The following is a 24,643-nucleotide window of genomic DNA, read 5'->3' on the forward strand; positions in this document are numbered from 1 at the left end:
GGAGTACCGTGCCGAGGCATGGGCACGCACCCGTTCCACCAGGTCGACGTCTTCGGCTCCGCCGCGTACGCGGGCAACCCGCTCGCGGTCGTCCACGGGGCCGACGACCTCTCCGACGAGGCCATGCGCCGCTTCGCGGCGTGGACGAACCTGTCCGAGACGACGTTCCTGCTCGCACCCACCGATCCCGGCGCGGACTACCGCGTGCGGATCTTCACCACGGGCGGCGAGCTGCCGTTCGCCGGGCATCCCACGCTCGGCTCGGCGTACGCGTGGCTGGCCGCGGGCGGCAACTCCGCCGCACCCGGCGTGGTCGTCCAGCAGTGCGCGGCCGGCCTGGTGCCGGTCCGCGTGGACGGCGACGACCTGGCGTTCGCCGCGCCGCCGCTGACCCGGTACGAACCGGTCGAGGAACCGCTGGTCGCCAGGGTCGCCGCCGGGCTCGGCCTGGACCGGGCCGAGGTCCTGGGCTGCTCGTGGCTGGTCAACGGCCCGCAGTGGATCGGCGTCCGGCTCGCCGACGCCGCCCGGGTGCTCGACGTGACCGCCGACCCCGTCGACCTGGCGGGCCTGGACATCGGCCTCGTCGGCCCCCACCCGGCCGGCGCGGACGCCGACTTCGAGGTCCGCGCCCTCCTGCCCGGCGGCGGCGCCGGACCCGAGGACCCGGCCACCGGCAGCCTCAACGCCGGCCTGGCGCACTGGCTCCTGGACGAGGGCGTGGCTCCGCCGGACTACGTGGCCGCCCAGGGCACGGTCCTGGGTCGGGCCGCGCGCATCCGCGTCTCGAAGGACGGCGACACCCTGTGGATCGGCGGCGCCGTGCGGCGGGCGATCACCGGGACGGTCGAGGTCTGACCGGCCCGGTGACCGCACCCGACCGTCAGAACTGGAGCGACCAGCCGTTGACCCGGCCGACATCCGCCGACGCCGCGTCCCGCACGCGCAGCTTCCACGTGCCGTTCGCGACCTCGCCCGAGGCGTTGACGGTGTAGGTGGTGACGAGGTCGTCACCGCTGTCGCCGCTGGAGTTCTTCACCCGGAACGCCGTGCCGTCCGGGGCGACCAGGTCGATCACCAGGTCGCCCCGGTAGGTGTGGGTGATGTCCACGCCGACCGCCAGCGCGGACGGCGCGTTGCCCGTCACGCCGGACACCGCGATCGGGCTCTCGACCGTGCCCAGGTCCGGGATCGCGAAGTCGGTCGCGTTCTCGAACCGCGGCCCGGGGGTGCCGCCGCCGGTCCCGGCCAGCGTCCACAGCGCGTACGCGATGGCATCGCTGTTGCGGTCCAGCGCGGTGGCGTCGACGTTGGTCAGCGTGTCGCACGAGCGGTGGTAGCAGCGATCGAACGCGACGCCCGACGAACCGCCCCACTTCTGCGCCTGCGCCGCGGTCTTGACGACCTCGGCCCCGGTGAACAGCCCGCCGACCGGGATGCCCGCCCGCGCGAACGCCGCGTGGTCGGACCGCCCGCCGACGGAGGTCAGCTCGGTCGGCACGGTGAACGCCGCCTGGAGCGTCTGCTGGAGCGCCAGCGACCCGGTGGGCTGACCGGAGGCGCTGTAGACGAAGTACCCCGGGTTCGGCGACCCGATCATGTCGAAGTTCAGGTACGCCTTGATCCGGGACTTCTCGGCGGTCGGCAGCTGGTTCACGTAGTAGGTCGAGCCGACCAAGCCCAGCTCCTCCGCGCCCCACCAGCCGAACCGGATGTGCTTCTGCGGCGCGAGGGCCTGCCGCGACACGGTCAGCGCGACCTCCAGCAGGCCGGCCGAACCGGTGCCGTTGTCGTTGATGCCCGGGCCGGCGCTGACGCTGTCCAGGTGGCCGCCGAGCATGAGCACGTCGTTCGGGTCGCCGCCCGGCCAGTCGGCGATCAGGTTGTACCCGGTCGCGCCGCTGCTGGTGAACTGCTGCACGGACGTGGTGTAACCGGCCGCGTCGAGCTTGGCGCGGAGGTGGTTGACCGACGCCAGGTATCCCGGCCGGCCGTGCGCCCGGTTGCCGCCGTTGTTCGTGGCGATGGTCTGGAGGTCGCCGAGGTGGGCCTGGACGTTCGCCAGCGAGATGTCCGGCACGGCGAGGGCGGCGGTCGGGGTCCCCGCCGTCGCCGCGGGTGGGCTCAGCAGGGCCGCGGCGAGCAGCAGGGTGCTCGCGAGCGGGATCGTCCGCTTCAGGGACATGGCTTCCTCCGCAGGGTGTAGGGATCGCCACGGTGAAGCGTGGGTGCTGGGGGACCGGCGCGGTAGCGACTTTCGTCGTGGCGCGTTCGGCCGCACGGGCGCTGTGCCGGCCGCCTACCGCGCGCGCTGCGCCCGGGCCCGGCGCTTGCCCTCGTGCATGGCCTGCACGCGGGCGACGGGGATGGTGTGCCCCTCCGCCACGAGGTCGTCGGGCAGCCGCTGCGGCGCGGGCATCCGGTCGTGCCACGGGTCGGCGTCGCCGAGCAGGGCCGGCGCCGTCCGCACGGTGAAGTCGGCGGGCGTCACGGAGGCCAGGTCGTCCCACGCGACCGGGAACGACACGGTCGCGCCCGACCGGATGCGCGGGCTGTAGGCGGCGGCCACGGTCGCCCCGTACGCGCGGGTCGAGTCGAGGAACACCTTGCCGTGCCGGTCGTCCTTGATGAACGCGGTGGTGGCGATGGCGGGGTCGAGCCGTTCCGCGCGGGCGGCCAGGGCGCGGGTCGCGGCGGCCACGTCGTCGTCCGTGCCGTCGACCGGGACGAAGACGTGCACGCCCTTGGAGCCGCTGGTCTTGACCACGCCGGTGAGCCCGTCGTCGGCCAGCGCGCGGCGCACGAGGTCCGCGGCGGCGACCACGGCGTCGAAGCCCGCGCCCACGGGCGGGTCGAGGTCGAGCACGAGGTGGGTGGGCCGGTCGAACGCGCCCGCCGGGCCGAGCGTGACGTGGTACTCGACGGCGCGCTGGTTGGCGAACCAGAGCAGGGTGCGGCGGTCGTCGCACACCGCGTAGCGGATCTCCCGCTTGGACGTCTCCGCCCACAGCGTGGTGGTCGGCACCCAGTCCGGCGTGTACTTGGGCAGGTTCTTCTGGGTGAACGGCTCCTGCCCGGGGCGCACCCGCACGACGGTCAGGGGCCGCCCGGCCAGCACCGGGATGATCCGGTCGCGCACGGCGTCGAGGTAGTCGACGAGGTCGCCCTTGGTCGCGTCGGCGCCGTCGAAGAGGGGCTGGTCGAGGTTGGTCAGCGCCACGCCGTCCCGTTCGTCCTTCATGGGACAACCCTTCCGGGTCCGGTGCGCGCCGGCAACCGGGCACGGCCCGCGCCCCTTCGGGAGGGACGCGGGCCGCGAGGGGTGGAGAGGGTCACGCGGGCAGGCGCCAGACCTGGTTGGAGCTCGTGGCGCAGTCCCAGATCTGGAGGCGGGTGCCGTCCGCCGAACCGGGACCGGTGGCGTCGAGGCAGCGCCCGGACGCCGGGTTGCGCAGGGTGCCGCCGGACTGGGCCTGCCATGCCTGGGCCCCGGTGCCGTTGCAGTCCCACAGCTGCACCGGGGTGCCGTTGGCGGTGCCGGCGCCGGTGACGTCCATGCACTTGCCGAGGGCGCGCAGGGCGCCGTCGGTGCCGACCGTCCAGCTCTGGGCGGCGGTGCCGTTGCACGTCCACAGCTGCACGGCGGTGCCGTTCGCGCTGTTCGCGCCCGCCACGTCGACGCACTTGCCGCCGATGCCGGTGACGGGGCCGGTGCGGCCGACCGGCGGGTTGGCGCCGCCCGCCGCCTCGAAGATGGCACTGAGCAGGGAGGTGCTGCCGGTGGTGTCCTGCGACAGCTCCCAGTTCATGATGCCGCCCGCGTTGGCGACCGCCCACTGGGTCTTGCGGCGGATCGTGGGCAGGCCGTTGTAGCACTGCTGCGCGCCGCCGACGGTGGTGCAGTCGCGGTTGGCGTTGGCCGGGTCCATGGCCACGAGCTGCGCGTAGGTGTAGTAGTTCGGGCGGCTGTAGAACGGCACGCCCAGCACCGTCTTGGCCGCGGGCAGGCCGCGGCCCTTCCAGTAGTTCGCGCTCGCGATGGACCAGTCGTAGTTGGCGTGCGGGGAGCCGCCGTCGTAGGCCATGATGTTGAGCCAGTCGACGTGGTTGAACACGGCGGTCTGCACGCCCTCGGCGGTGCCGCCGCCGGAGACGACGGCCGCGGTGAGGAGCTTGCCCCGGCTGTGCATGGCGGTGCCGAGCTGGCCCATGAGGGCGGTGAAGTTGTTGCCGGAGGTACCCGGGTCCGGGTACTCCCAGTCGATGTCGACGCCGTCGAGGTTGTACTGGTTGACGGCGGTGACGACGCTGTTGACGAACGTGGTGCGGCTGGTGGCGTTGCCGGCGAGGGTCTCGAACGCCGAGTCGTTGCCGTCGTTCCAGCCGCCGATGGCCAGGGAGACCTTGACGCCGTTGGCGTGGGCCCGGTTCACCAGCGAGGTGAGCTTGCCGGTGTCCGGGATCGCCTGGAGCGTGCCGTTGCCGTTGGGCAGGGCGAACGAGTAGTTGATGTGCGTGAGCTTGCCGTACTGGACGGAGTCGACGCTGCCCGCCCAGGACGGCATGTAGCCGACGCTCTTGAACCCGGCGGGCAGTGCCGCCTGGGCCGCCGGCGCGGTGGCGACGGCGACGGTCAGGCTCGTCGCCACGGCCGCCAGGGTGAGGCCCGCGGCGCTCCACCTGGTGGTGCGCCGGGGTATTGCCGATGACTGCATGGACGTTCCCTTTCGGAGGGTGCTTGCCCGCGACGTCGCTCGTGCCGCCGTCGTCCCGGCGCGACGGGGCGCGCGGGGAGGCGGTGCGGCGGTGAGCCCGCGAGGGCGACGGGTCGCGTCCTGCCGTGCGGAGGCGGCGATCCGCGCGGAGGCGGACGCGGTCAGGGTCCCGGTGCTACGACGGGGTCGTGCTCGCGCAGGGGGGACGTGGTGCCGGGACGGCGTTCATCGAGGTTCGTGTGTCTTCATCGACACGTCCCTTCACTACGGGCGGCAGCCGAGCCAGACCTTACTGGAGGGCTTGATTCAAGTCACGATAAAAGGACGAATTGGTTCAGACCCATCGGGCTGGGAGGGGTGGTCGACGTCGTCCCTCCGTTGACCCGCCTGCGGGGCGCGGCCTATAAAGGGCAGGTCCACGGGGTGAGCCGCGACACTCCTCGGCCCTCGACCCCGAAGGGGTTCCCCCGGCATGAGAAGACGTCTCGCGGTCCTGGGCGCCGCCGTGTCCCTCGCCCTGATCCCCGCCGCGGCACCGGCGTCCGCCGCGGCGGCGGCGTTCACCGCGGAGTTCGCGCGGGAGTCGGTGTGGAGCACCGGCTACGGCGGTCGGTTCACGCTCGTGAACACCGGTGACGCGACGAGCACCGGGTGGGTCGTCGAGTTCGACCTGCCGCCCGGCTCGACCGTCGGCAACGCGTGGAACGCCGTGCTCACCCGCGACGGGCAGCACCACCGGTTCGCCAACGCCGCGTTCAACGGGCGCGTCGCACCCGGCGGCACGGCCGGTTTCGGGTTCAACGTCACGGGCGCGGGCACGCCCACCGGGTGCCGGGTGAACGGCGTGCCGTGCCACGACGTGCCCGCTCCCGACGCCACGCCCCCCACCGCGCCGACCGGCCCGCGCGCCACGGCCGTGACGGCCGGCTCGGTGTCCCTGGCCTGGACCGCGTCGACCGACGACGTCGGCGTCACCGACTACCAGGTGCTCTCCGGCGGCGCGGTGGTCGCCACGACCGGCACCGCGTCCGCGGTGGTGGGCGGTCTGCTGCCCGCCACCGCGCACACCTTCACCGTGCGGGCGCGGGACGCGGCGGGCAACACCTCCCCGGCGAGCGCCGCCGTCACCGCGACCACCGCCCCCACCGGCGCGGCGGTGGACGTGTCGACCGCCGCGCAGCTGCGGGCCGCGCTGGCGGCGGCGTCACCCGGCCAGACCATCCGCATGGCGCCGGGCACCTACCGGGGCTCGTTCACCGCCACCCGCCCCGGCACGGAGGCCGCCCCGATCACGCTGACCGGCGCGGGCGCCGTGCTGGTCAACGACGGCCCGTCCGGCAGCGGCCCGGGGTGCCCCGCGCCCACCCCCGGCTGGGACCCCGGCTACGGCCTGTGGCTGCACGGCGCGCCGCACTGGAACCTGGTCGGGTTCACCGTGCGGGAGTCGAAGAAGGGCATCGTCGTGGACGACTCCCCCCACACCACCGTCGAGGGCGTCACGGTGACCCGGGTGGACGAGGAGGGGGTGCACTTCCGGCGCTCGTCGTCCGACAGCGTGCTGCGCGGCTCCACGATCACGCACACCGGCCTGGTGCAGCCGGGGTACGGCGAAGGCGTCTACATCGGATCGGCGGGTTCCAACTGGGACTGCCACGGCAACACCGGCGGCGTCGACCGCAGCGACCGCGTGCGGGTGCTGGGCAACCGCGTCGGCCCCGGCGTCAGCGCCGAGCCGGTCGACGTCAAGGAGGGCACGTTCGACGGGGTGATCAGCGGCAACACCTTCGACGGCGTCGGCATCTCCGGCCAGAACTCCGCCGACTCGTGGGTGGACGTCAAGGGCATCGGCTACCTGGTCGAGGACAACACGGGCACCTTCACCGCGCCGGGCGCGTTCGCCAACGGCTACGAGACGCACAACCCGGTCACGACGCCGCCGTTCCAGAACGGCTGCGGCAACGTGTGGCGGGGGAACCGCTCCGACCTGGGCGGGGTGGGGCAGTACGCCATCCGGATCACGTCGACCTCCAAGTGCGCGGGCCGGCCCAACGTCGTGCACGCGTCCAACTCGGTGACCCGGGCGGTGGTGGGCCTGACCAACATCCCGGTCACCCCGTGACGCCGCGACCCGCGCGACCCGGTCGGTTCGCGCGGGTGAAAAGCGGGGGAGCGGCAGGGCGTCGACCGGGTCGCGCGGGACGTGCGGCGATTTCACCCAATGGCTTGATCTCCCGAATCGCGCCCATTTCGCACGTATCCTGACCTGCGGTTCTGTTTTTAGGTTAGGCTCTCCTACATGTTTTCGCGTTGCGTGGTCGGGTAGCCGGTGGCAACGTTCGTCAACGCCGAGAACTGTTGTCTGGAGGAAGCGGACATGACCACCACAGAAATGCCCGCCGTCAGCGAGTGCACCGTCACCGGCTGTTCGTACAACCACGACGGCTGCCACGCCTTCGCGATCACCGTCAGCGGTGAGAACGGCGCCGCCGACTGCGGCACGTTCATCCCGCTGGCCCGCAAGGGCGGTCTGCCGAAGGTCGTCGCCCAGGTCGGCGCCTGCTCACGCGTCGATTGCGCGTACAACCGCGAGTTGGAGTGCACCGCGCCGGGCGGCGTGCGCGTGGGCCCGGGCGAGGGCGGCCACGACGCGAACTGCCTCACCTACACGCGGAGCTGAACCGCGCGGTCGAACCACGCGCGACGGGGCGTCACACCGGTACGGGTGTGACGCCCTTCGTCGTGCCCGGTGCGACGGCCGGGGTCCGGTCCGCACACCGGCCGGCCGGATGGCGGAGTTCCGCGCGGCCTGGACGCCGGGTACCGTCAGGACGTGCGCTTCTGTCCGCGCAACGGACACCGACGTTCACCGGCGAGCGTGCGGCTCGACCCGGCGACCGCCGAACAGGTGCGCCTGTCGGCGCTCCTGGAGGTCGTCGCGGCGGCCGTGGCGCTCCAGGACGGGGCGGACGAGGTCATCCTCGGTTGCGCCCAGCCCGGTGAGACCCCGTGCGAGGTGGCCCGTCACGGCCGGGTGGTCGCGGGCCAGTACAGCCGCCTCTCCGGCTGGGCCGCCGACCTGGTGGGCGCCGGTGACCGGTCGGTGGAACTCCTGCGCTACCACCTCACCATGCTCGACACGGCGCTGAAGCTGGCCTTCCCGCGCTACCGCAGCGACCGCCTCGAACGCCACCGGCTGTCCCTCACCGGGCTCGGCCCACCCGCCCGCGAGCTGCGCGAGCTGGAAGAGGGCCTGCGGGCGCGGATCGCCCACCTGGGCGGGTGAACCGACAGGTCAGGCGGGCGGCTCGCTCCGCCGCTCGCCGGTCAACCCGAGCTCATCGGCCTCCTCGTGGTCGGGCATCTCCGGGTCGCGCCACTCCTCGGCCCTCGTCGGCGTGCCCGACCTCAGTTCACCCTCCAGCTCGTGCTTGAGCTGGTCGTCGAGCTTGGGGCTGTGCTGCGTGCTCTCGCGCTCCACGGGTCTCCTCCGGGGATCGTCCGGTTCGAACGCGTGGTGTACCCGGGAGGAGCCGGATGATGCCCGGGGCCACTCACGCGAGTGGCCCCGGGCCGGGGGGATTCACCAACGGGTCAGGCCGGCACCGAACGGGTAGAGCGGGTTGCCGTAGGTGGTCGGCACCGGTTGGCCCGCGTCGATGCGGGCGCGGATGTCGGCCCTCTGGGAGGCCGTCGCGCCCAGGTCGAACGGGACGTCCCAGTGCTCCACCGCGTCCGCCGGCGTGTCCGTCCCGCCGGGGCGCAGCACGTCGGACAGGGCGCGGGGCAGCTGCCACGGGAGTGTGCCGCGCGGCGTGTAGTCGCCGAACAGCAGCGAGGCCAGGGCCGGCCCCATCTCCTCGCCGCCCCGGTAGGTGACGACGATCGCGTCGGCCAGGTCGTGCCACTCGGTGATCACGTACGGCCGGGGCAGCACCAGGGCCACCACGACCGGGATGCCGCGCCGCTTGAAGTCCTGGATCAGGGCGAGCTGGTCCGGCGGCAGGTACGGCTGCTCCTTCACCCAGCTCGTCGCGTGGGTGTACGACGGCTCGCCCACGGCGACGATCGCGAGGTCGGGGGACGGGTGGGTGCCCTCGTGGACGTTCACGCCCGCCCGCGCCGCTCTGGCGCGAATGGCCTCCAGCATGGTCTGCGACCCGTACTCCGCGTGGAAGTAGCTGGTCCAGATGCAGCACGACGCCGGGTCGTCGGCCCGCGCGCCCGCCACGACCACGTCGTCGCCCGCGTTGAGCCGCACCGGCAGGGTGCCGTTGTTCTTCAGCAGGGTCATGGCCTCCCGCGACGCCTGGTTGGCCAGGGCCGCGTACTCGGGCTTGTGGAACCGGTACGGGCCGTTCACCGGGTCGCCGTACGGGTTCTCGAAGATGCCGAGCTTGAACTTCAACCGCAGCACGCGGCGCACCGCGTCGTCGATGCGGGCCACCGGCACGCCCGCGGTGAACTGCGCCATCGAGTAGCCGGGCGCGCCGGGGTCCGCGCCGCCCATCACGTCCGACCCGGCGTTGGCCGCGCCGACCCAGTTGCCCGACGGCAGCCAGTCGGTGGTGATCAGGCCCGTGTAGCCCAGGTTCTGCCGCAGGTAGGCCAGGATCTTGGCGCTGTCGCCGGCGCCCGGTCCGCCCGGGTCGAGCAGCGAGCTGCCCGCGTACCCCGGCATGATGTTGACCGCGCCCGCCTCCATCGCCGCCCGGAACGGCGCGGTGTGGTACTTGACCGTCACGTTGTCGAACACGATCAGCGCTTCACCGCCCGCGCCCTCGCCGGGCCAGTGCTTCACGGTCGCCAGCACGGACGCCGGGTTCAGCTCCGGCCCGCCCTGCAACCCCGCCACCAGGGCGCGCACCTGCGCCGAGGCGACGTCGGCGCTCTCTCCGTTGCCCTCCTGGATGCGCGGGTAGAGCACCTTCGTGCCGACCTCGGCCAGCGGCCCGAGGACGCCGCGCGTGCCCACCTCCAGCTGCTCGCGGCGCTGCATGTCGCCCAGCTTGTAGTCCAGCGGGTAGTTGCGGGCCGCCGCCAGGGCGCTCTGCAACGGGTAGGTCGTCTTGTACCCGGCGATGGTGTCGCCCGCCGACACCGCCGGGATGCCCAGCCGCGTGCCGGACGAGCCGAGCAGCACGGCGTGCAGGTCCTGCGCCTCGGCCGGCCCGAAGTGCCAGCCCGAGCGCGGGAACGCCTGGGCGTTGTAGAACATCTGGTACGCCTTCTCCTCGGTCGTCATGCGACCGAGGAGGTCGTTCACCCGCGTCTCCACGGGCTGCCGCCAGTCCTCGTACGGCTCGACCGTCCCGTTCCGGTTGAGGTCGCGACTGCCGTTGACGGTGCGCACGCCGTCGTCGACGGTGGTCAGCGTCGGCAGGTACAGGCTGAAGGTGCGGATGTTCGACGCGGTCGTGGCGCCGGAGCCGTCGACCGCCACGACGAACCACTTGTACGTCCAGCGGTCGGCGACGTCCCACGTCGGGGTGTAGCCGGTGCCGGTGGGTTCGGCGACCTTGGTGTAGAGGTCGATCAGGTTGCCGGAGGCGGTGAAGTCGTAGTCGGTGCGGCTGAGGTTGAGCCACACCTGGTAGCGGACCGCGCCGGGCACGGCGGCCCAGGAGAACGCGGGACGGCGGGTCGTGGTCACCATGGCGTTGTCGGCCGGGGCGGTCAGCGCGAACCGGCCCGTCACGGCCGGCGCCCGGGTCGGCGGCGACAGCAGCGGCGGGGTGCTCGCGGAGACGTCGACCGTGCCGAACACCTGGAACTCCCACAGCGACACGCCGTACCCGGTGGCCCGGGCGGTGGCGAACAGGCGCAGGTGGCGGCCCGTGCCGGAGACGTTCAGGCGCTCGACGCCGCCCGCGCTCGTGGTGGTGGCGTAGACCTGGGTCCACGTCGTCGCGTCGTTCGAGGTCTCCAGGCGGTAGCCGCGCGCGTAGGCGCCCTCCCAGTTCAGCACGACCTGGTTGATCGTGGCGACGCCGCCGAAGTCGACGCGCAGCCACTGGTTGTCGGCGAACTGGCTGGACCAGCGGGTGTTCGCGCGGCCGTCGAGGGCGGCGGCGGGCGCGTTGCCGCCCTCCCAGGTGGACGCGGCGACCTGCTTGTACTGCGAGATCGGGGTGCCGGCGGGCGGTGGGCCGTCCGAGGTGGTGCCGTAGACCTGGAACTCCCACAGCGAGTAGCCGTAGCCGGTGGCGCGGGCCGTGCCGAGCACCCGCACGTACCGGCCGGACCCGCTGATCGCGAGGTCCTGCGTGCCACCGGCGCCGTTCGAGGTGGTGTGCACGGTGGTCCACGCGGCACCGTCGGCGGAGGTCTGCACCTGGAACGCGGTCGCGTGCGCGGCCTCCCAGTTCAGCACCACGCGGTCGAGCACGGCGGTCGAACCGAGGTCCACCCGGAGCCACTGCGGGTCGCTGAACGCGCTGGACCAGCGGGTCGCGGTGTTGCCGTCGGTGGCGGCGGACGCGGGGGTGCCGTCGCCCTCGGTGGAGGACGCGGTGGTCGGTCTGCCCTGGGACAGCAGGACGCCCGCCTGGGCGTCGGCCCGGGGGACGGCGAGCTGACCGGAGACCAGGGCGAGCAGGACGGCGAGCAGGGGCACGGCCCGGCGACGGTGCCGGGCGGGCGCAGCGGACATGGCGACTCCAGGCAGGGGGTGGAGCGGTGAGCGGGACGGGAGAGCGCTCTCCCATTCGAGGGAACTTCACCCGGGCCGCTCCGTCAAGGGTGTGGCGGACCGGTTCTCGGCGATCGCGGAGCCCGTTCCGGCCGGTGCCGTCAACGGCGGCGCCGGTGTCCGTGCCCGGCCGCCGTTCCGGGAACTGCCGTTCCGGGAGTTGCCCGCCAGGCCGACCCGGTCGGCCCTAGGATCGTGGCCCATGACGATCACCATCCCGGGCGTCGGCGACCTGCCGCCGGTCGTCGACCACGTGCCCGCCGGACTGTCCTGCTGGAGCACCGTGGACGGGGAGACGCCGATCAGCGTCATCGTCGAGGCACCCGCCACGGCCGACGACCTGGACCTGCCGTTCATCGCGGGCGTGCTGGCCGCCCGCGACCGCCTCGAGGCCACCGCCCGCGCCGCCGTCGAGGACGCCTTCCGCGATCGTCCCGGGTTCTCACCGGACGGGGTCGCCCACCCCGAGTTCACCTTCCACCCCGGCCGGGACTGGCTGATCCGCTTCGCCGACGTCACCGCGCCCGGTCTGGACGAGCTGGGCGTCATGGTCGTTTTCCGGGGTGAGGAGGTGGTCGGGGTCGACGACCTCGCCGACCCCGAGGAGCCCCGTGGACACGAGGACGAGTGACCCGGCCCGCGCCGGCACGCTCGACGTGGGGCGCCTGCTCGACCGCTCCGCCGACTACCGGCCAGCGGTCGTCCGGGTCGCGACGGTGGTGGCGTGCACGAACCGGTCCGGGCGCAGCACCACGACGTCCGTGCCGTGCTCGGCGAACCACGCGGTGAGCGCGCCGTCCACGTCCTCCACGGTCGTGATGTCGCCCCGCGCGGCGGAACCGGGCGGCACCACGCGCACGAACCGCGCCACCGGCCCGCGCCACCCCAGCGCGGTGGCCGCGTCCACACCGGGGCCGACCACGGCGAACTCGGCGCCCAGCACGTCGTCCAGCGGCACGCGCGTGCCGCCGACGGCCACGTCGGGCTGCGGGAACATCGTGCCGACCGGGGCCCGGTGGCCGGGCAGCACCGGCCGCGGCTTGAACTCGAAGTGCCGGACCGCCCGCCGCACCCGCGGCACCGCCTGCACCGCCCGCAGCACCGCGTCCCTGAGCGCGGCGGCGAACCGGTGGCGCACCAGGAACACGCTGCCCAGCCGCACGCTGGTGCGCGTCATCTCCTCGGTGTGCGGGCGCCGCTCTGCCTCGTAGCCGTCGAGCAGCGCGTCGTCGGCGTCGCCGCGCAGCACCTGCGCGATCCGCCACGTCAGGTTCGCCGCGTCCCGCAGCCCGCTGCACAGGCCCTGCCCCAGGAACGGCGGCATCTGGTGCGCGGCGTCGCCGAGCAGGAACACCCGGCCGGCCCGCCACCGGTCCGCGACCAGCGTGTGGAACGTGTAGACGACGGCGCGGGTCACCGTGAACCGGTCCGGGTCCACGTACGGGGCGACCAGCTCCCGGACCGTCGCCGGGTCGGTCATCGCCTTCGGGTCCTCGCCGTCGCGGAGCATGAACTCCAGCCGGTGCGTGCCGCCCGCGCCCGGCGACACGAACGCGGGCCGCCGCCAGTCGCACACGAACCGGGTCGTCGCGATCCTGGTGGCGCCCGGCTCGACGTCGCCGGACACCGCGAGCCACGGTTCGGCGGCCGACGAGCCGGTGAGCGCGATGCCCGCCGCCGTCCGCGTGGTGCTGCGCGCGCCGTCCGCGCCCAGCACGTACCTCGCCTCGACCTCGGTGTCCCGGCCGTCGTGGCGGAGGGTCGCGACGACCCGGTCGTCCTGCTGCCGCAAGCCGACCAGTTCGGTGCCGGTGCGCAGGGTGACGTGCGGGAACCGGTCGAGGCCGCGTCGCAGCGCCGCCTCCAGCGCCGGCTGGTCGAAGAAGTGCAGCGGCTCCGCGCCGAGGCCGAAGTCGACCTCGTCCAGCGCGATCTCGGCGAACACCCGACCCCGCGCGTTGACGTACTCGGCGCGGCTCGGTGGGTACATGCCCTCGGCGACCTCGGCGCGCAGGCCCGCCTGCTGGTAGATGCGCAGCGCCTCGTCGTCGCAGGAGAAGGCGCGGGGCTGCCCGTGCGGTTCGGTGCCGCGCTCGACGACCAGCGTGCGCACGCCCCGCGCGCCCAGCAGGTTCGCGGTGAGCGCGCCGACCGGTCCGCAACCGATGACCACGACGTCGTACATGGGTTCCCCCTCCGGGAATGTGGTTCCGGCGCCATCGCAGCGGAGGGCTGTGGAGATCGTGTGGAGGCGCCTGTGGAGGTCGTGCGGGGACGGTTCAGCGGAAGCGGGCCAGCAGCAGGTGGGCGCCCTGCGCCTCGGCGGTCGCGCGACCGGTGGCCAGCTCGTCCGCGTCGCCCCTGGCCAGGCCGCGGATGCGGTGCAGTTCGGCGACGAGCACCCGCTCGCCGACCGCGCCGGCCGACGCCAGGCCCTCGTCGGCGAGCGCGGCGGCCTCCTCCGGGCGACCGGCCGCGAGGTGGGCGACGGCGACGGCGGCGGTCGTGATCGTGCGCGTCGCGCGCAGGCCCAGCCGGTAGATGCCATCGGCGGCGGCGCGCATGGCGGCCAGCCTGGACGCGTCGCCCTCCAGCACGGCCGCCCACTCGGCGTAGAAGTCGCCGGTCGTGACGAAGTGCGCCATGTGGCCCTCGGCGCCGATGCGGCGGCACGCCCGGGCCGCGCGCCCGGCCGCGGTCGCGTCGTGCTCCTGGAGGGCGTTCCAGCCGGCGAACAGCTCCGCGTTGGCACGGCCGTACGGGTCCTCGGTGCGTTCGGCCAAGGCCCGCGCGGCCGCCAGGTCCGGCCGGGCGTCCAGACCGCGCAGCGACCGCACGAGGGCCCGGAACTCGTGGACCGCCAGGGTCGGCGTGCGCCCGGTCTGCCCGCGCAGGAGGCGTTCGTCGAGGTGGTCGAGGGCGGTGGTGAGGTGGTCGTCGGCCTCCGCGAGGCGACCGGTGAAGTAGGCGGCGACCCCGAGCAGGTAGTGGGCGGCGGTCGTGGTGAGGGCACCGCTCCCGGTTGCGAGCAGCCGTTCGGCGAGGTCGGTGGCGAGCGGGAAGTCGGCGCGGTTGCAGGCCAGTTCGCCCAACGTCCACAGGGCGGTGCCCAGGTCCGCGGCGGGGGTCCCGGACGGGCTCAGCCGGTTGAGCAGGCGGTGGGCGTCGGCGGCGGCGTCCGCCACGGCGTCGCTGCCGATGCCGACGGTGATGTGCAGCAGGGACGCGCGGCGCAGGTGCACCGCCAGCTCGTCGGCCGGGTCGGTGAGCAGGGTCGCGGCCCGGTCCAGGTGGGTCAGCGCGTCCTCGAAGGCGAGGCGGCGGGTGGCGTCCTCGGCGGCTTCCAGCGTCCAGTGCAGGTGGTCGGCCCGGCGGTTCCCCGCGCGCCCGTAGTGGTGGGCCAGCTCGGCCGGGGCGAGCACGTCCCGGCCCGTGTCGGCCAGGCGGGCGTGCAGGGTCGCGCGCCGGGTCGGGGACAGGTCCGCGTACGTCGCCTCGGCGAACAGCGGGTGCCGGAACCCGACGACGCGGGGCGCGGTCTCGGTGACCAGGTGGTCGGCGGCGGGCGAGGGCGTGCCCACGACGGCGACGTCCAGGTCCCGGCCCGCGACGCTGAGCAGGGCCAGGCAGTCCCGCGTGGCCTCGTCGAGGGCGTGCAGGCGGCGGCGGACGGTGTCGCGGATGCCCGGCGGCGGATCGTCCGGCGAGGTCAGCAGTTCGGTGAGGAAGAACGGGTTGCCGCCGGTGCGGGTGACGAGCCGGTCCACGACGTCGGCAGACGGGGTCGTGCCGGTGTGCTCGCGCACCAGGTCGGCCACGGCGTCCGCGTCGAGCCCGGCCGGGTGCAGGCGGCGGTGGCCGGGGGAGCGGGCGATGTCGGCGAGCGCGGCGACCAGGTCCGGGTCGTGCTCGTACGGGCGCAGCGTCACGACCACGAGCGCCCGCGAGGTGTGCAGGGTGGGCGCGAGGTAGCGCAGCAGCAGCAGCGAGTCGGGGTCGGCGGCGTGCAGGTCGTCCAGGACCAGCACCAGGCCGGCGGGTTCGGCGGCGGTGCGGACGAGCGCGGCGACGGCGTCGTAGGCGCGGAAGCGCGCGGTCGGGTCCAGGCGCTCGGAGTGCCCGGTGTGGCTGCTGTGCCCGGTGCGGTCGGTCTGGCCACTGCGTTCGGTGTGGCCGGTGTGGCCGGCGAACAGCCCGGTGAACCCGGCCAGCGAGGGCTCCACCGCACCCGGCGACAGGGCGCGCACCACCTGTGTCCACAACCAGAACGGCGGGGTCTGCCCGATGTCCGGGCACCGCGCCCACACCACCGGGGTCCCGCTCGCCGCGGCACGTGCGCCGACGACCCGGGCCAAGCTGGTCTTCCCGATCCCGGCCTCGCCGACCACGACGGCGAACCGCCCACCGGCGCGCCTCGCGGCGGCCGGCAACCCGTCGAGCAGGGCGAGTTCGCGTTGGCGGCCCACGATCCGGTCGACCCCGACACCCCGGTCGACACCGACACCGATGCCGCCGACCGGACCGACGCCGACCTCACGTCCGGACTGTCCTGCCACCACAGGGCGTGCTCCGCAGGGGTCCTCGCCCAGGGGACCCCTGCTTTCATCCTCCTCCGGGGGTACGACAATTCCGGCTCCCCGTGCCCCGCCGACCCCCGGGACGTCGTGGGCCAGGATGCGCCGGTGCAGGTCGCGCAACGCCTCGGTCGGCGAGACCCCGTACTCCTCGGCCAGCACGCGCCGGCCTTCGTCGTAGACCGCCAGCGCCTCGGCCTGCTGCCCCGCGCGGTAGAGGGCGAGCATGAGCCGGCCACGCGCGCGCTCGCGCTCCGGGTGCTCGGTCACGAACCGCCGCAGCTCGGGCAGCACCTCGTGGTGCCGCCCGACGTCCACGGACGCGGTGAACCACCCCTCGGCGGCGGCCAATCGGGCCTCGGTCAACCGGGCCGCGTCGGCGCGCACGGCCTCCAGGTCGGCGATCGCCACGTCACCGCGCCACAGCGCCAGCGCCTCGCGGTAGCGGTGCTCGGCCAGCGGGGCGTCGCCGGAAGCCAGGGCCGCGGCGGCGTCGTCGGCGAGGGTGGTGAAGCGGACGGCGTCGACCGCGTCCGGCGGCACGGCCAGTTCGTACCCGCCGTTCCCGCCGCGCAGCAGCTCGCCGGGAGCCCGGTGACCGCGGCCGGGTTCCAGGGCGCGCCGCAGGCCGGCGACGTGGGTCCGCAGCGTCACGGCGGCACTCGCGGGCGGGCGGCCGTCCCACAGGGCGTCGGCCAGCCAGTCGACGGACAGTAAGCGGTTGGGGCGCACCGACAACAGCGCCAGCAGGTCCCGCTGCCGACGCCCGCCGACCTCCACCGGGACGCCGTCGCGCTCGACCCGCAACGGTCCCAGGATCGCGAACCGCACGACGTGACCCCCTGGCAGCACCGGGCGCGAGCCTACCCGGCGACCCAATACGCTGGCACGTCACCGGAGCGGGAGGCGTGGGGACGCGTGGAGTTCGGGTTGCTCGGAGCGGTGCGGGCGGTGCACGACGGACGGGTGCTGCCGGTCGGCGGGGCCCGGGCGCGGTTCGTGCTCGCCACGCTCCTGCTCAACGGCGACCGGCCGACGCGGGCCGACGCGCTCGTGGAGGCGCTGTGGGACCGGCCACCGCCGACCGCGCGAGCCCAGCTGCACAACGTCGTCAGCAAGCTCCGCGCCGCGCTGCGCACCGCCGGCGCGGACCCGGTCGAGTCGCACCCCGGCGGCTACCTGCTCTCCCTGGACGGCCACCGGCTGGACCTCGCGGACTTCCGGCGGGCCGCGTCACGGGGCACGCGGGCGGCGGCGGCCGGGCGGCACGACGAGGCGGCGACCGAGCTGGCCGCGGCCCTGGCGCTGTGGCGGGGGCCGGCGCTCGCGGACGTCCCCGACGAGCAGGCCGTCGAGGTGCGGGCCGCGCTGCACGAGGAACGCCTGGCGGTCGTCGAGGCGAAGCTGCGCGCCGACCTGGCGCTGGGCCGGCCGGACGCCGTGCTGCGGGACGTGACGCCGGAGCTGGCCGAGCACCCGTTCCGGGAAGGTCTGTGGGAGACGCGCGTCCGGGCGCTGGTCGCGGCCGGGCGGCGGGCCGACGCGCTGGCCGCCTGCCGCCGGGTGCGGCGGACGTTCGCCGACGAGCTGGGCATCGAGCCGGGACCGGGGCTGCGCGCGCTCGAACAGGACGTGCTGCGCGGTGAGGAGTCGGCGCGGGCGTCGCGGAACGACCTGCCACCCCGCGAGCTGCCGCTGCCCATCGGCCGCCTGACCGGGCGCGACGAGCCGTTGCGCCGGATCGGCCGCCTGCTGCGGGCCGACGGCGCGTCACCGGTCGTGCTGCTGGTGGGGCGCGGCGGGGTCGGCAAGTCCGCGCTGGCGGTGACCGCCGCGCACGAGGCGGTCACGTCCTTCCCGGACGGCCAGCTGCACGTCGACCTCGGCGGCAGCGGGCCGCGTCCCGCCGACCCGCACCTCGTCGTCGGCCGGGTGCTGCGCGCGCTCGGCGTGGACGGCGGCGCCGTGCCCCAGGACCCCGGCCGGCGGCTGGGGCTGTACCGCAGCCTGCTCGCGGACCGGCGCGTGCTGCTCGTGCTGGACGACGCGCACTCGGAGCGCCAGGTCAGGCCACTGCTGCCGGGCACCCCGGGCTGCCGCGTCCTGGTCACCTCGCGCGGTCGCCTCGGTGCGCTGGTGGGCGTCGAGCGGATCGAGGTGCCGGTGCTGGACGCCCACGCCGCTGTGGAGTTGTTCGCGCACGTGCTGGGCCGCGAGCGGTTCGCCGCCGAGCCCGACGCCGCACGCGCCGTCGTCGCCGCGTGCGCCAACCTGCCGCTGGCGGTCGTCGTCGCGGCCGGTCGCCTGGCGGTGCAGCCGCACCGGCGCGTCGCCGAGTTCCTCGCCCTGCTCACCCGGGAACGCGGCAGGCTGGACGAGCTGTCCGTGGGCGACCTGGACGTGCGGGCGAGCATCACGCTCAGCGTGGACGCCCTGGACCCGCCCGAGCAGCGGCTGTTCCGGCTGCTCGGGCGGCTGGAGGTGCCCGACTGGCCGGGCTGGGTCGCCGGCGCGCTGCTGGGCGACCCCGCGTGGCGGCCCGGCCCCCTGGACCGGCTGGTGGACCTGCACCTGGTCGAACCCCTCGGGGCGGACCGGGTGGGGCAGGTGCGCTACCGGCTGCACGACCTGGTCACCGACGTGGCGCGCGAACAGGAGCCCGTGGAAGGAGGGCCGGGCGAGCGGGACGCCGTGGCCGGTGTGCTGGGCGGGTGGCTGGCGCTCGCCGCCGAGGCCGACGACCGCCTCCCGCACGGCATCGCCCGGACCGCCGACCCGGCCGCCGCGCCACCACCCGCCGCCGCGGCCCTGGCCCGGGAGGCGCCCGCCGACTGGTTCGAGGCGGAGCGCCGGAGCCTGGTCGCCGCAATCGGCCAGGCCCGCCGCGCCGGTCTGGCCGACCTCGCGGGCGCGTTGGCGCTGCGCCTGTCGGGGTTCCTGTGGCTGCGCTCCTACGACGACGAGTGGGAGCGCGAGCTGCGGCTGTGCGTGCGCGACGTCCGGGAGCGCGGTTCCCGCCACCTGCTCGCCCGCCTGCTCGGCGCGCTGTACGACGTGTGCGTGCAGCGCGACCGGTTCACCGAGCTGCGCGACGTCGCCGCCGAGCAGGTGGCCGCCGCGCGGGACACCGACGACCACGTGCTGCTGCTGCGGGCCCTGCGCCAGGCCGGTGCGGCCGAGGCCAGGCTGGGCCGGTTCGGCGACGGCGAGCGGTGGCTGACCGACGCCGTCGAACGGGCCCGCCACCCCGGCGTGCCGCGCGACCTGCTGCGCGACTGCCTCATGGCGCTCGGGTCGCTGCACCACGAGGCCGGCGTGCCCGAAGCGGCCGTGCCGCTGCTGCGCGAGGCCCTGTCCCTGGCTGCGGGCGTCACGGCGCGCGCCGAGCTGTGCCGCTACCGCCTCGCCTTGGCGCTGACCGACCTCGGGGACTTCGCCGAGGCCGCCGACCTGCTGCACGGGGTCCTGGCCGCGTGCGAGGAGATGGGCGACGACCTGGGCACGGCCTACGCCGAGCAGGCGCTCGCCGACGTCGACCTGCGCGACGGCCGGCCGCGTGCCGCCGAGGGCCGCCTGGCCCGCGCGCGGGTCGTGCACGAACGCCTGGGCAGCGCCGACGGCCTGGCGGAGGTGCTGCGGGCCAGCGCCGACCTGGCCGTCCGGGAGGGCGACTGGCGCGCGGCCGACACCGCCCTGCGCCACGCGCTCGACCTGCGCCGCAGCACCGGCAACCGCCTGGAGACCGCCCGGACCCTGGCCCGCCTCGCGCACGTGGCCGAAGCGCTGGGGAAGGACGCTGCCGAGGCCCCGGCCGTCCCGGACGACCTCGACCCGGCCTGCCTGCGCGTGCCCGACTTCTACGCCGCCGGACGGACGCGCTGATCGCTTGGCGGCGCGGGACCGGCGGACCGTGTCACCCGTCGAGGCGTTGGGCGCGGGTGGTCAGGTGGCGGCGTTCGGGCACGCTCGTGGCACGCCGGGCGGCCTCGCGGTAGGCGTCCCGGGCGGGCCCGGCCCGGCCGGCCAGCTCCAGCAGGTGTGCCTTGACGGCGTGCAGGCGGTGGGTGCGGGCCAGGTGCCGGTCGGCCTCCAGGTCCGCGACCAGCGCCAGTCCGGCGTCCGGACCCTGCACCATCGCGACCGCCACGGCCCGGTTCAACGCGGTCACCGGGCTCGGGGCCACGCGTTCCAGCAGGTCGTACAGGGCCAGCACCTGCGGCCAGTCGGTGGCCTCGGCGGTCGGCGCCTCGGTGTGCACGGCGGCGATGGCGGCCTGGAGCTGGTAGGGGCCCACCGGGCCGCGGGGCAGGGTGCGGGTGATCAGCTCGGCGCCCTCCTCGACCAGGGCGCGGTCCCACCGGGTGCGGTCCTGCTCGGGCAGCGGGACCGGCGTGCCGTCCGGGGCGGTGCGGGCCGGGCGGTGTGCGTCGGTGAGGAGCATGAGGGCAAGCAGGCCCGCCACCTCGCCGTCGTCGGGCAGGAGCGCGTGCAGGGTGCGGGTCAGGCGGATCGCCTCGTCGGACAGGTCCGGCGCGGTCAGGTCGCCGCGGTCGGTCGTGGTGTGGCCCTCGGTGAACACGAGGTAGAGCACGTGCAGGACGGCGCGCAGGCGTTCGGCGTGGTCCTCGCCCGCGAGCCCGCCGAACCCGGCGTCGCGGACCGTCTGCTTGGCGCGGCTGATGCGCTGCGCCATCGTGGCCTCGGGCACGAGGAACGCGGCGGCGACCTGCGCCGTGGTCAGGCCACCCACGGCGCGCAGGGTCAACGCGATCCGGCTGGGTCCGGACAACGCCGGGTGGCAGCACAGGAACAGCAGCTCCAGCGAGTCGTCCCGGTCCGGCTCGGCGTCGGCCGGTGCGGCGAGCACCTCCGCCTGCGGCGTCGCGACCAGTTCACGCCGGCGGCGGGCGTTCTCGCTGCGCACGTGGTCGACCAGGCGGCGCGACGCCACCGTGAGCAGCCAACCGCGCGGGTTGCCCGGCAGTCCGTCGGCCGCCCACCGCACCGCGGCGTCGAGCAGCGCCTCCTGCACGGCGTCCTCGCACGCGTCGAACTGGCCGTGCCGGCGCACCAGCACGCCGAGGACCTGCGGCGCCAGTTCGCGCAGCAGGTCCTCGACGCGTCGGTGCCCCGTCACTGCCCCTCGTGGGGGACCGGCCACACCTCGACCGGGTCCTGATCGGCCCACGGCATGTCGGCGGCGATCTCGTGCGCCCGCTCCTCGCTCTCCACGTCGAGCAGGTAGAAGCTGGCGATGTACTCCTTGGTCTCCAGGTACGGCCCGTCGGTGACCGCGGGCGCGCCGTCGACCCGCTTGACGAGCCGCGCCATCACCGCGTCCGCGAGGCCGTAGGCACCGATCAGCTCACCGGTGCCCTGGTACCTCCTGTTGAACGCGTCCTGGTCGGCGACCACGTCCGGCCACTGGTCCGCGGGGATGGAGTCCCACTTCTCCTGGTTGCCGTAGACCAGCATCAAGTACTTCACGTCGGGTGTCCCGTTCGTCCGTTCGCGCGCCCCGGTGGCTCGCGGTCGCCCAATGGTCGGAGCGGGCCGGCCGTCCTCTACACCGAGCCAGGGGGAATTTTCCCGAGTGGCCCGAACGTGGAACTCACGAGGCCTGGACGTACGACTCGCGGGGCGTGGGTTCACGACTCGCGGAGGTTGGGGGTTTGGTCAGCGGCCCAGGGCGGAGCCGCCGTTGACGCCGATCACCTGGGCGGTGATGTGACCGGCTTCGGGGGAGGCCAGGAAGGTCACGGCGGCGGCGACGTCGGCGGGCTTGCCGGCGCGGCCGTTGGCCGGGTTGCCGACGAGCTTCGCGCGGCGCTCGCCGGTGAGCGGCTCGCCGCCGAAGAAGTCGGTGTCCTCGATGACGCCGGGCGCGACGACGTTGACCGTGATGCCGCGCCCGCCGAGGCGGAAGGCCAGGTCGGCGGTCCACGCCTCGATCGCGGCCTTGGCCGCGCCGTAGCTGCCCGAACCGCGCCGCGCCGCGATGGACCCGACGGTGATCACCCGGGCGTCGTCGGCCAGCCTCGGCTCCAGGGCGGTGGTGACCAGGACGGCGGTGAGCACGTTGGACGCGTAGTTGGCCGTCCACAGGTCCCGGACCTGCGCCAGGTCGGTCGGCTCCGGTCGGCGGCGGGTCTCGTTGCCGCCCGCGTTGTTCACCAGCACGTCGACGCGGTCCGGCAGTTCCGCCAGTGCGGCCTCGACCTGCGCCGGGTCGGCGGCGTCGAACGCGACGGCCCGCGCGCCCACCTCCCGCGCGGCGGCGGCCAGCAGGTCCGCCCGCCGCCCGGTGACCACCACGTCCAACCCCTGCTTCACCAGCTGCTCGGCGATCGCCCTGCCGATGCCCGTGCCGCCACCGGTCACCACTGCCGTCCTCGTCATGGCGACGTTGTACCAGCGGGCCCGGTCGCGGGTCGAGATCCGTTCACATGCGTGGTCGGGTCCGGTGGGCGCGCGGGCGGAAGGAGGACGACGCGGTCGACACCGGCCCGGCGGGGGCGGGCGTCCCGACGTCGCCTCGTGGCCGCCCGTGGTGCCCCCTGGGTGCGTGAAATGGAGCCGACCGCGCCGGGGTGGTCAGGCGGGTGCGGGCGCGGGCCAGTAGTGGCCGATGTAGCGGTCCAGCATGTCCTCCACGTACCCCGGTTCGCGCACCCGGCCGAGGTCCGGGACCAGGCGGCACAACTTGTCCACCGACACGAGCGTCCGCACCGGCGTCGCGTGCACGACCTCGTAGACCGGGGACGCGCCCATCCGGTCGGCCATCGCGCGGGCCAGGTCGGCCACCGGCCAGGGCGTGCCCGAGGCGACGTTGACGACCTCGTCGCGCACCCCCAGGTCGAGCAGCGCGTCCACCGCGCGCACGACGTCCAGCACGTCGACGAGGTCGCGGTAGGTGCCCTCGTAGAGCTTCACCGAGCCGGAACCGATCTGCTTGACGAAGTTGGGCAGCAGCTGGTGCTCGCGCTGCCAGCAGCCGATCGCGTGGCTCATCCGCAGGATCAGCCACGGCACCCCGGACGACCGGACCAGCGCCTCCAGCCGGCGCTTGTGGTCGCCGTAGGCCGAGTCCGTCGAGGTGGGCACGTCCTCCCGGGCGGGACTGGTCGTGCTGCCGTACATGGCGTGCGAGGCGCTGGAGAAGAACACCAGCGTGCGATCCCCGCGGCGGCAGCGGTCGAGGGCGTCGAGGACCAGGTCGGCCTCCCGGGAGAACATCTCCCGCGACAGGACGCTGGTGCTCGACACGCCCGCGGCCAGCACCAGCGCGTGCGGGTGGCGGTGCGCCACGCGGGACAGGTTGCGCGCCACGAAACCTCGGCCGACGATCTCCATCAGAGTCCACTCCGGACGGTCGTGGGCAGGTGGGCTTCCAGGGCGTCGGCCGCGGCCCGCGTGCCGCCCGCCGCGCGCGCCAGGTCGCGGACGGCGCCCGCCGCGGCGGAGGCGGCCTCGTCCGCCAGCAGGGCCGTCACGGCGGAGCGCAGGCGGGGGCCGGTGGCCTCGCCCGCCGCGAGCACGGTGCCCAGGCCGAGCGCGGCCGCGCGGCGGGACAGCAGCAGGGCCTCGGACATGTGCGGCACGGCGACCACCGGCACCCCGGCCAGCAGCGCCATCATCAGGCTGTTGAGGCCGCCCGCGGTGACGAACGCCGACGCGCGCTCCAGCACCGCCATCTGCGGCACCCACGCGTGCGCCTCCACGTTGGCGGGCAACTCGCCCAGTGACTCCGGAGCCACGCCGCCGCCGAGCGCGAGCACGACGTGCCACGGCGAGTCGGCGAACGCGGCGGCGCACCCGCGGAAGAAGCCCGGATCGCTGTTGACCGTGGTGCCCATGGACACCAGCACCACGGGCCGCTCGTCCGGCGGCTCCCAGCGGCCCGCCAGGTCGTCGTCGCCCAGGCAGGTCCCCACGAACGCGGTGTGCTCGTCGAACGTGTCGGCGGCGATCTGGAACACCCTCGGCACGTAGACCAGGGCGCGCTTCGCCGCCCAGCCGACCAGGGCCTCCGGGGTGTCGGGCAGGCCCCGCTCGGCGATGAACGCGGCGGCGAGCCCGCGGCGCTCCACCAGCGCCGGGTGGCCGCGCCGCACACCGCCCGCCTTGAGCAGCGCGTCGAGCTGGGAGTAGTAGCGGTTCGAGGCCATCGACGGCGTCGACTGCACGGCCGGGCAGCCCCACGCGTGCTCCAGGGCGCGCCCCAGGGGCGCCAGCGACATGTCGTGCACCACGAGGTCCGGCCGGTCGCCCGCGAACGCCTCCTCGGCGCGCGCGGTGAGGTGGGCGCTCTCGGCGAAGAACAGCACGGTGGACCAGGCGAGCGCGTCGGCGTCCTGGCCGGAGTTGGCCGCCCGACCCGGTCCCAGCCACTCGTCCATCCGCGTCTCGTAGGGCACGATCCCCGCGCCGGCGGCGGTCACCGCGTCGGCGAAACCGGCGGTGGTCGCGAAGCTCACCCGGTGCCCTCGGCGGACCAGTTCGGCGGCCACGGCCAGCGGCGGCCTCATGTGGCCGTGCGCCGGGATGGAGAAGAACGCGATGTGTGCCACGGCCGGGCGCCTCCCACGACTTCGACGACGCACCCCAGCGTAGGAGCCGCGATCTCGGGATTTCCCTAGTGCGCGACCAGGAACGCTGGGGGCACG

18 protein-coding genes are annotated in these 24,643 nt (G+C 74.8%); 6 read left to right on the forward strand and 12 right to left on the reverse strand.

Going from position 1 to position 24,643, the window contains the following annotated elements; genetic code table 11:
* Positions 1 to 18: 18 nt before the first annotated feature.
* Entirely contained in the window at positions 19 to 858 is an 840-nt protein-coding gene (locus tag J2S66_RS07495; protein ID WP_310305472.1) for a PhzF family protein, read from the forward strand.
* A gap of 25 nt (positions 859 to 883) precedes the next feature.
* Here the strand turns inward: J2S66_RS07495 and J2S66_RS07500 are convergent, their stop codons facing one another.
* The 3 genes from J2S66_RS07500 to J2S66_RS07510 all read right to left on the reverse strand — a co-directional run bounded on the left by J2S66_RS07500 (position 884) and on the right by J2S66_RS07510 (position 4,715).
* Entirely contained in the window at positions 884 to 2,185 is a 1,302-nt protein-coding gene (locus tag J2S66_RS07500) for a M28 family metallopeptidase (protein WP_310305475.1), read from the reverse strand.
* Between the two features lie 114 nt (positions 2,186 to 2,299).
* Positions 2,300 to 3,241: a DNA polymerase domain-containing protein gene (locus J2S66_RS07505; RefSeq protein WP_310305478.1), complete on the reverse strand. Its 942-nt coding sequence runs from the start codon at positions 3,239 to 3,241 to the stop codon at positions 2,300 to 2,302.
* Between the two features lie 91 nt (positions 3,242 to 3,332).
* Positions 3,333 to 4,715, reverse strand: a complete 1,383-nt coding sequence (locus J2S66_RS07510; protein ID WP_310305481.1) for a glycosyl hydrolase family 18 protein — start codon at positions 4,713 to 4,715, stop codon at positions 3,333 to 3,335.
* Positions 4,716 to 5,187: 472 nt separating this feature from the next.
* Between J2S66_RS07510 and J2S66_RS07515 the strand changes: the two genes are divergently transcribed.
* The 3 genes from J2S66_RS07515 to J2S66_RS07525 all read left to right on the forward strand — a co-directional run bounded on the left by J2S66_RS07515 (position 5,188) and on the right by J2S66_RS07525 (position 7,998).
* Positions 5,188 to 6,834, forward strand: coding sequence for a cellulose binding domain-containing protein (locus J2S66_RS07515; RefSeq protein WP_310305484.1), 1,647 nt, complete (start codon positions 5,188 to 5,190; stop codon positions 6,832 to 6,834).
* A gap of 255 nt (positions 6,835 to 7,089) precedes the next feature.
* Positions 7,090 to 7,392 carry a DUF1540 domain-containing protein gene (locus tag J2S66_RS07520; RefSeq protein ID WP_310305487.1) on the forward strand — a complete coding sequence of 101 codons (303 nt, stop codon included), beginning with the start codon at positions 7,090 to 7,092 and terminating at the stop codon, positions 7,390 to 7,392.
* Positions 7,393 to 7,545: 153 nt separating this feature from the next.
* Positions 7,546 to 7,998 (forward strand): hypothetical protein, encoded by a 453-nt coding sequence (locus tag J2S66_RS07525; RefSeq protein ID WP_310305490.1) that lies wholly within the window; start codon positions 7,546 to 7,548, stop codon positions 7,996 to 7,998.
* Positions 7,999 to 8,007: 9 nt separating this feature from the next.
* Here the strand turns inward: J2S66_RS07525 and J2S66_RS07530 are convergent, their stop codons facing one another.
* Positions 8,008 to 8,193 carry a hypothetical protein gene (locus J2S66_RS07530; RefSeq protein WP_306750373.1) on the reverse strand — a complete coding sequence of 62 codons (186 nt, stop codon included), beginning with the start codon at positions 8,191 to 8,193 and terminating at the stop codon, positions 8,008 to 8,010.
* A 102-nt stretch (positions 8,194 to 8,295) separates the two neighbouring features.
* On the reverse strand, positions 8,296 to 11,364 hold the full coding sequence (locus J2S66_RS07535; RefSeq protein ID WP_310305494.1) for a discoidin domain-containing protein: 3,069 nt from the start codon (positions 11,362 to 11,364) through the stop codon (positions 8,296 to 8,298).
* A gap of 241 nt (positions 11,365 to 11,605) precedes the next feature.
* Between J2S66_RS07535 and J2S66_RS07540 the strand changes: the two genes are divergently transcribed.
* Entirely contained in the window at positions 11,606 to 12,034 is a 429-nt protein-coding gene (locus J2S66_RS07540; RefSeq protein ID WP_310305497.1) for a hypothetical protein, read from the forward strand.
* A gap of 54 nt (positions 12,035 to 12,088) precedes the next feature.
* On the opposite strand, the gene mhpA is transcribed toward J2S66_RS07540, so the two are convergent.
* Complete coding sequence (gene mhpA / locus J2S66_RS07545; RefSeq protein ID WP_310305500.1) at positions 12,089 to 13,588, reverse strand: bifunctional 3-(3-hydroxy-phenyl)propionate/3-hydroxycinnamic acid hydroxylase MhpA; 1,500 nt, start codon at positions 13,586 to 13,588, stop codon at positions 12,089 to 12,091.
* A 94-nt stretch (positions 13,589 to 13,682) separates the two neighbouring features.
* Positions 13,683 to 16,829 carry an ATP-binding protein gene (locus tag J2S66_RS07550; protein ID WP_310305504.1) on the reverse strand — a complete coding sequence of 1,049 codons (3,147 nt, stop codon included), beginning with the start codon at positions 16,827 to 16,829 and terminating at the stop codon, positions 13,683 to 13,685.
* 66 nt (positions 16,830 to 16,895) lie between these two features.
* On the opposite strand from J2S66_RS07550, the gene J2S66_RS07555 reads away from it, so the two are divergent.
* Positions 16,896 to 19,859, forward strand: a complete 2,964-nt coding sequence (locus J2S66_RS07555) for an AfsR/SARP family transcriptional regulator (RefSeq protein WP_310305507.1) — start codon at positions 16,896 to 16,898, stop codon at positions 19,857 to 19,859.
* 31 nt (positions 19,860 to 19,890) lie between these two features.
* Here the strand turns inward: J2S66_RS07555 and J2S66_RS07560 are convergent, their stop codons facing one another.
* From J2S66_RS07560 to J2S66_RS07580, 5 genes are all read right to left on the reverse strand, one after another.
* Positions 19,891 to 21,114 carry an RNA polymerase sigma factor gene (locus J2S66_RS07560; protein WP_310305509.1) on the reverse strand — a complete coding sequence of 408 codons (1,224 nt, stop codon included), beginning with the start codon at positions 21,112 to 21,114 and terminating at the stop codon, positions 19,891 to 19,893.
* Positions 21,111 to 21,464: a YciI family protein gene (locus tag J2S66_RS07565; RefSeq protein ID WP_310305512.1), complete on the reverse strand. Its 354-nt coding sequence runs from the start codon at positions 21,462 to 21,464 to the stop codon at positions 21,111 to 21,113. The genes J2S66_RS07560 and J2S66_RS07565 overlap by 4 nt, the downstream gene beginning before the upstream one ends.
* 189 nt (positions 21,465 to 21,653) lie before the next feature.
* Positions 21,654 to 22,376 carry an SDR family NAD(P)-dependent oxidoreductase gene (locus tag J2S66_RS07570; protein WP_310305515.1) on the reverse strand — a complete coding sequence of 241 codons (723 nt, stop codon included), beginning with the start codon at positions 22,374 to 22,376 and terminating at the stop codon, positions 21,654 to 21,656.
* Between the two features lie 195 nt (positions 22,377 to 22,571).
* Positions 22,572 to 23,330, reverse strand: a complete 759-nt coding sequence (locus J2S66_RS07575) for an NAD-dependent epimerase/dehydratase family protein (protein WP_310305518.1) — start codon at positions 23,328 to 23,330, stop codon at positions 22,572 to 22,574.
* Positions 23,330 to 24,547 (reverse strand): macrolide family glycosyltransferase, encoded by a 1,218-nt coding sequence (locus tag J2S66_RS07580; RefSeq protein WP_310305523.1) that lies wholly within the window; start codon positions 24,545 to 24,547, stop codon positions 23,330 to 23,332. The genes J2S66_RS07575 and J2S66_RS07580 overlap by 1 nt, the downstream gene beginning before the upstream one ends.
* Positions 24,548 to 24,643: the final 96 nt, after the last annotated feature.

Origin of the sequence: Saccharothrix longispora (genome assembly GCF_031455225.1) — a bacterium.
Classification (GTDB): domain Bacteria; phylum Actinomycetota; class Actinomycetes; order Mycobacteriales; family Pseudonocardiaceae; genus Actinosynnema; species Actinosynnema longispora.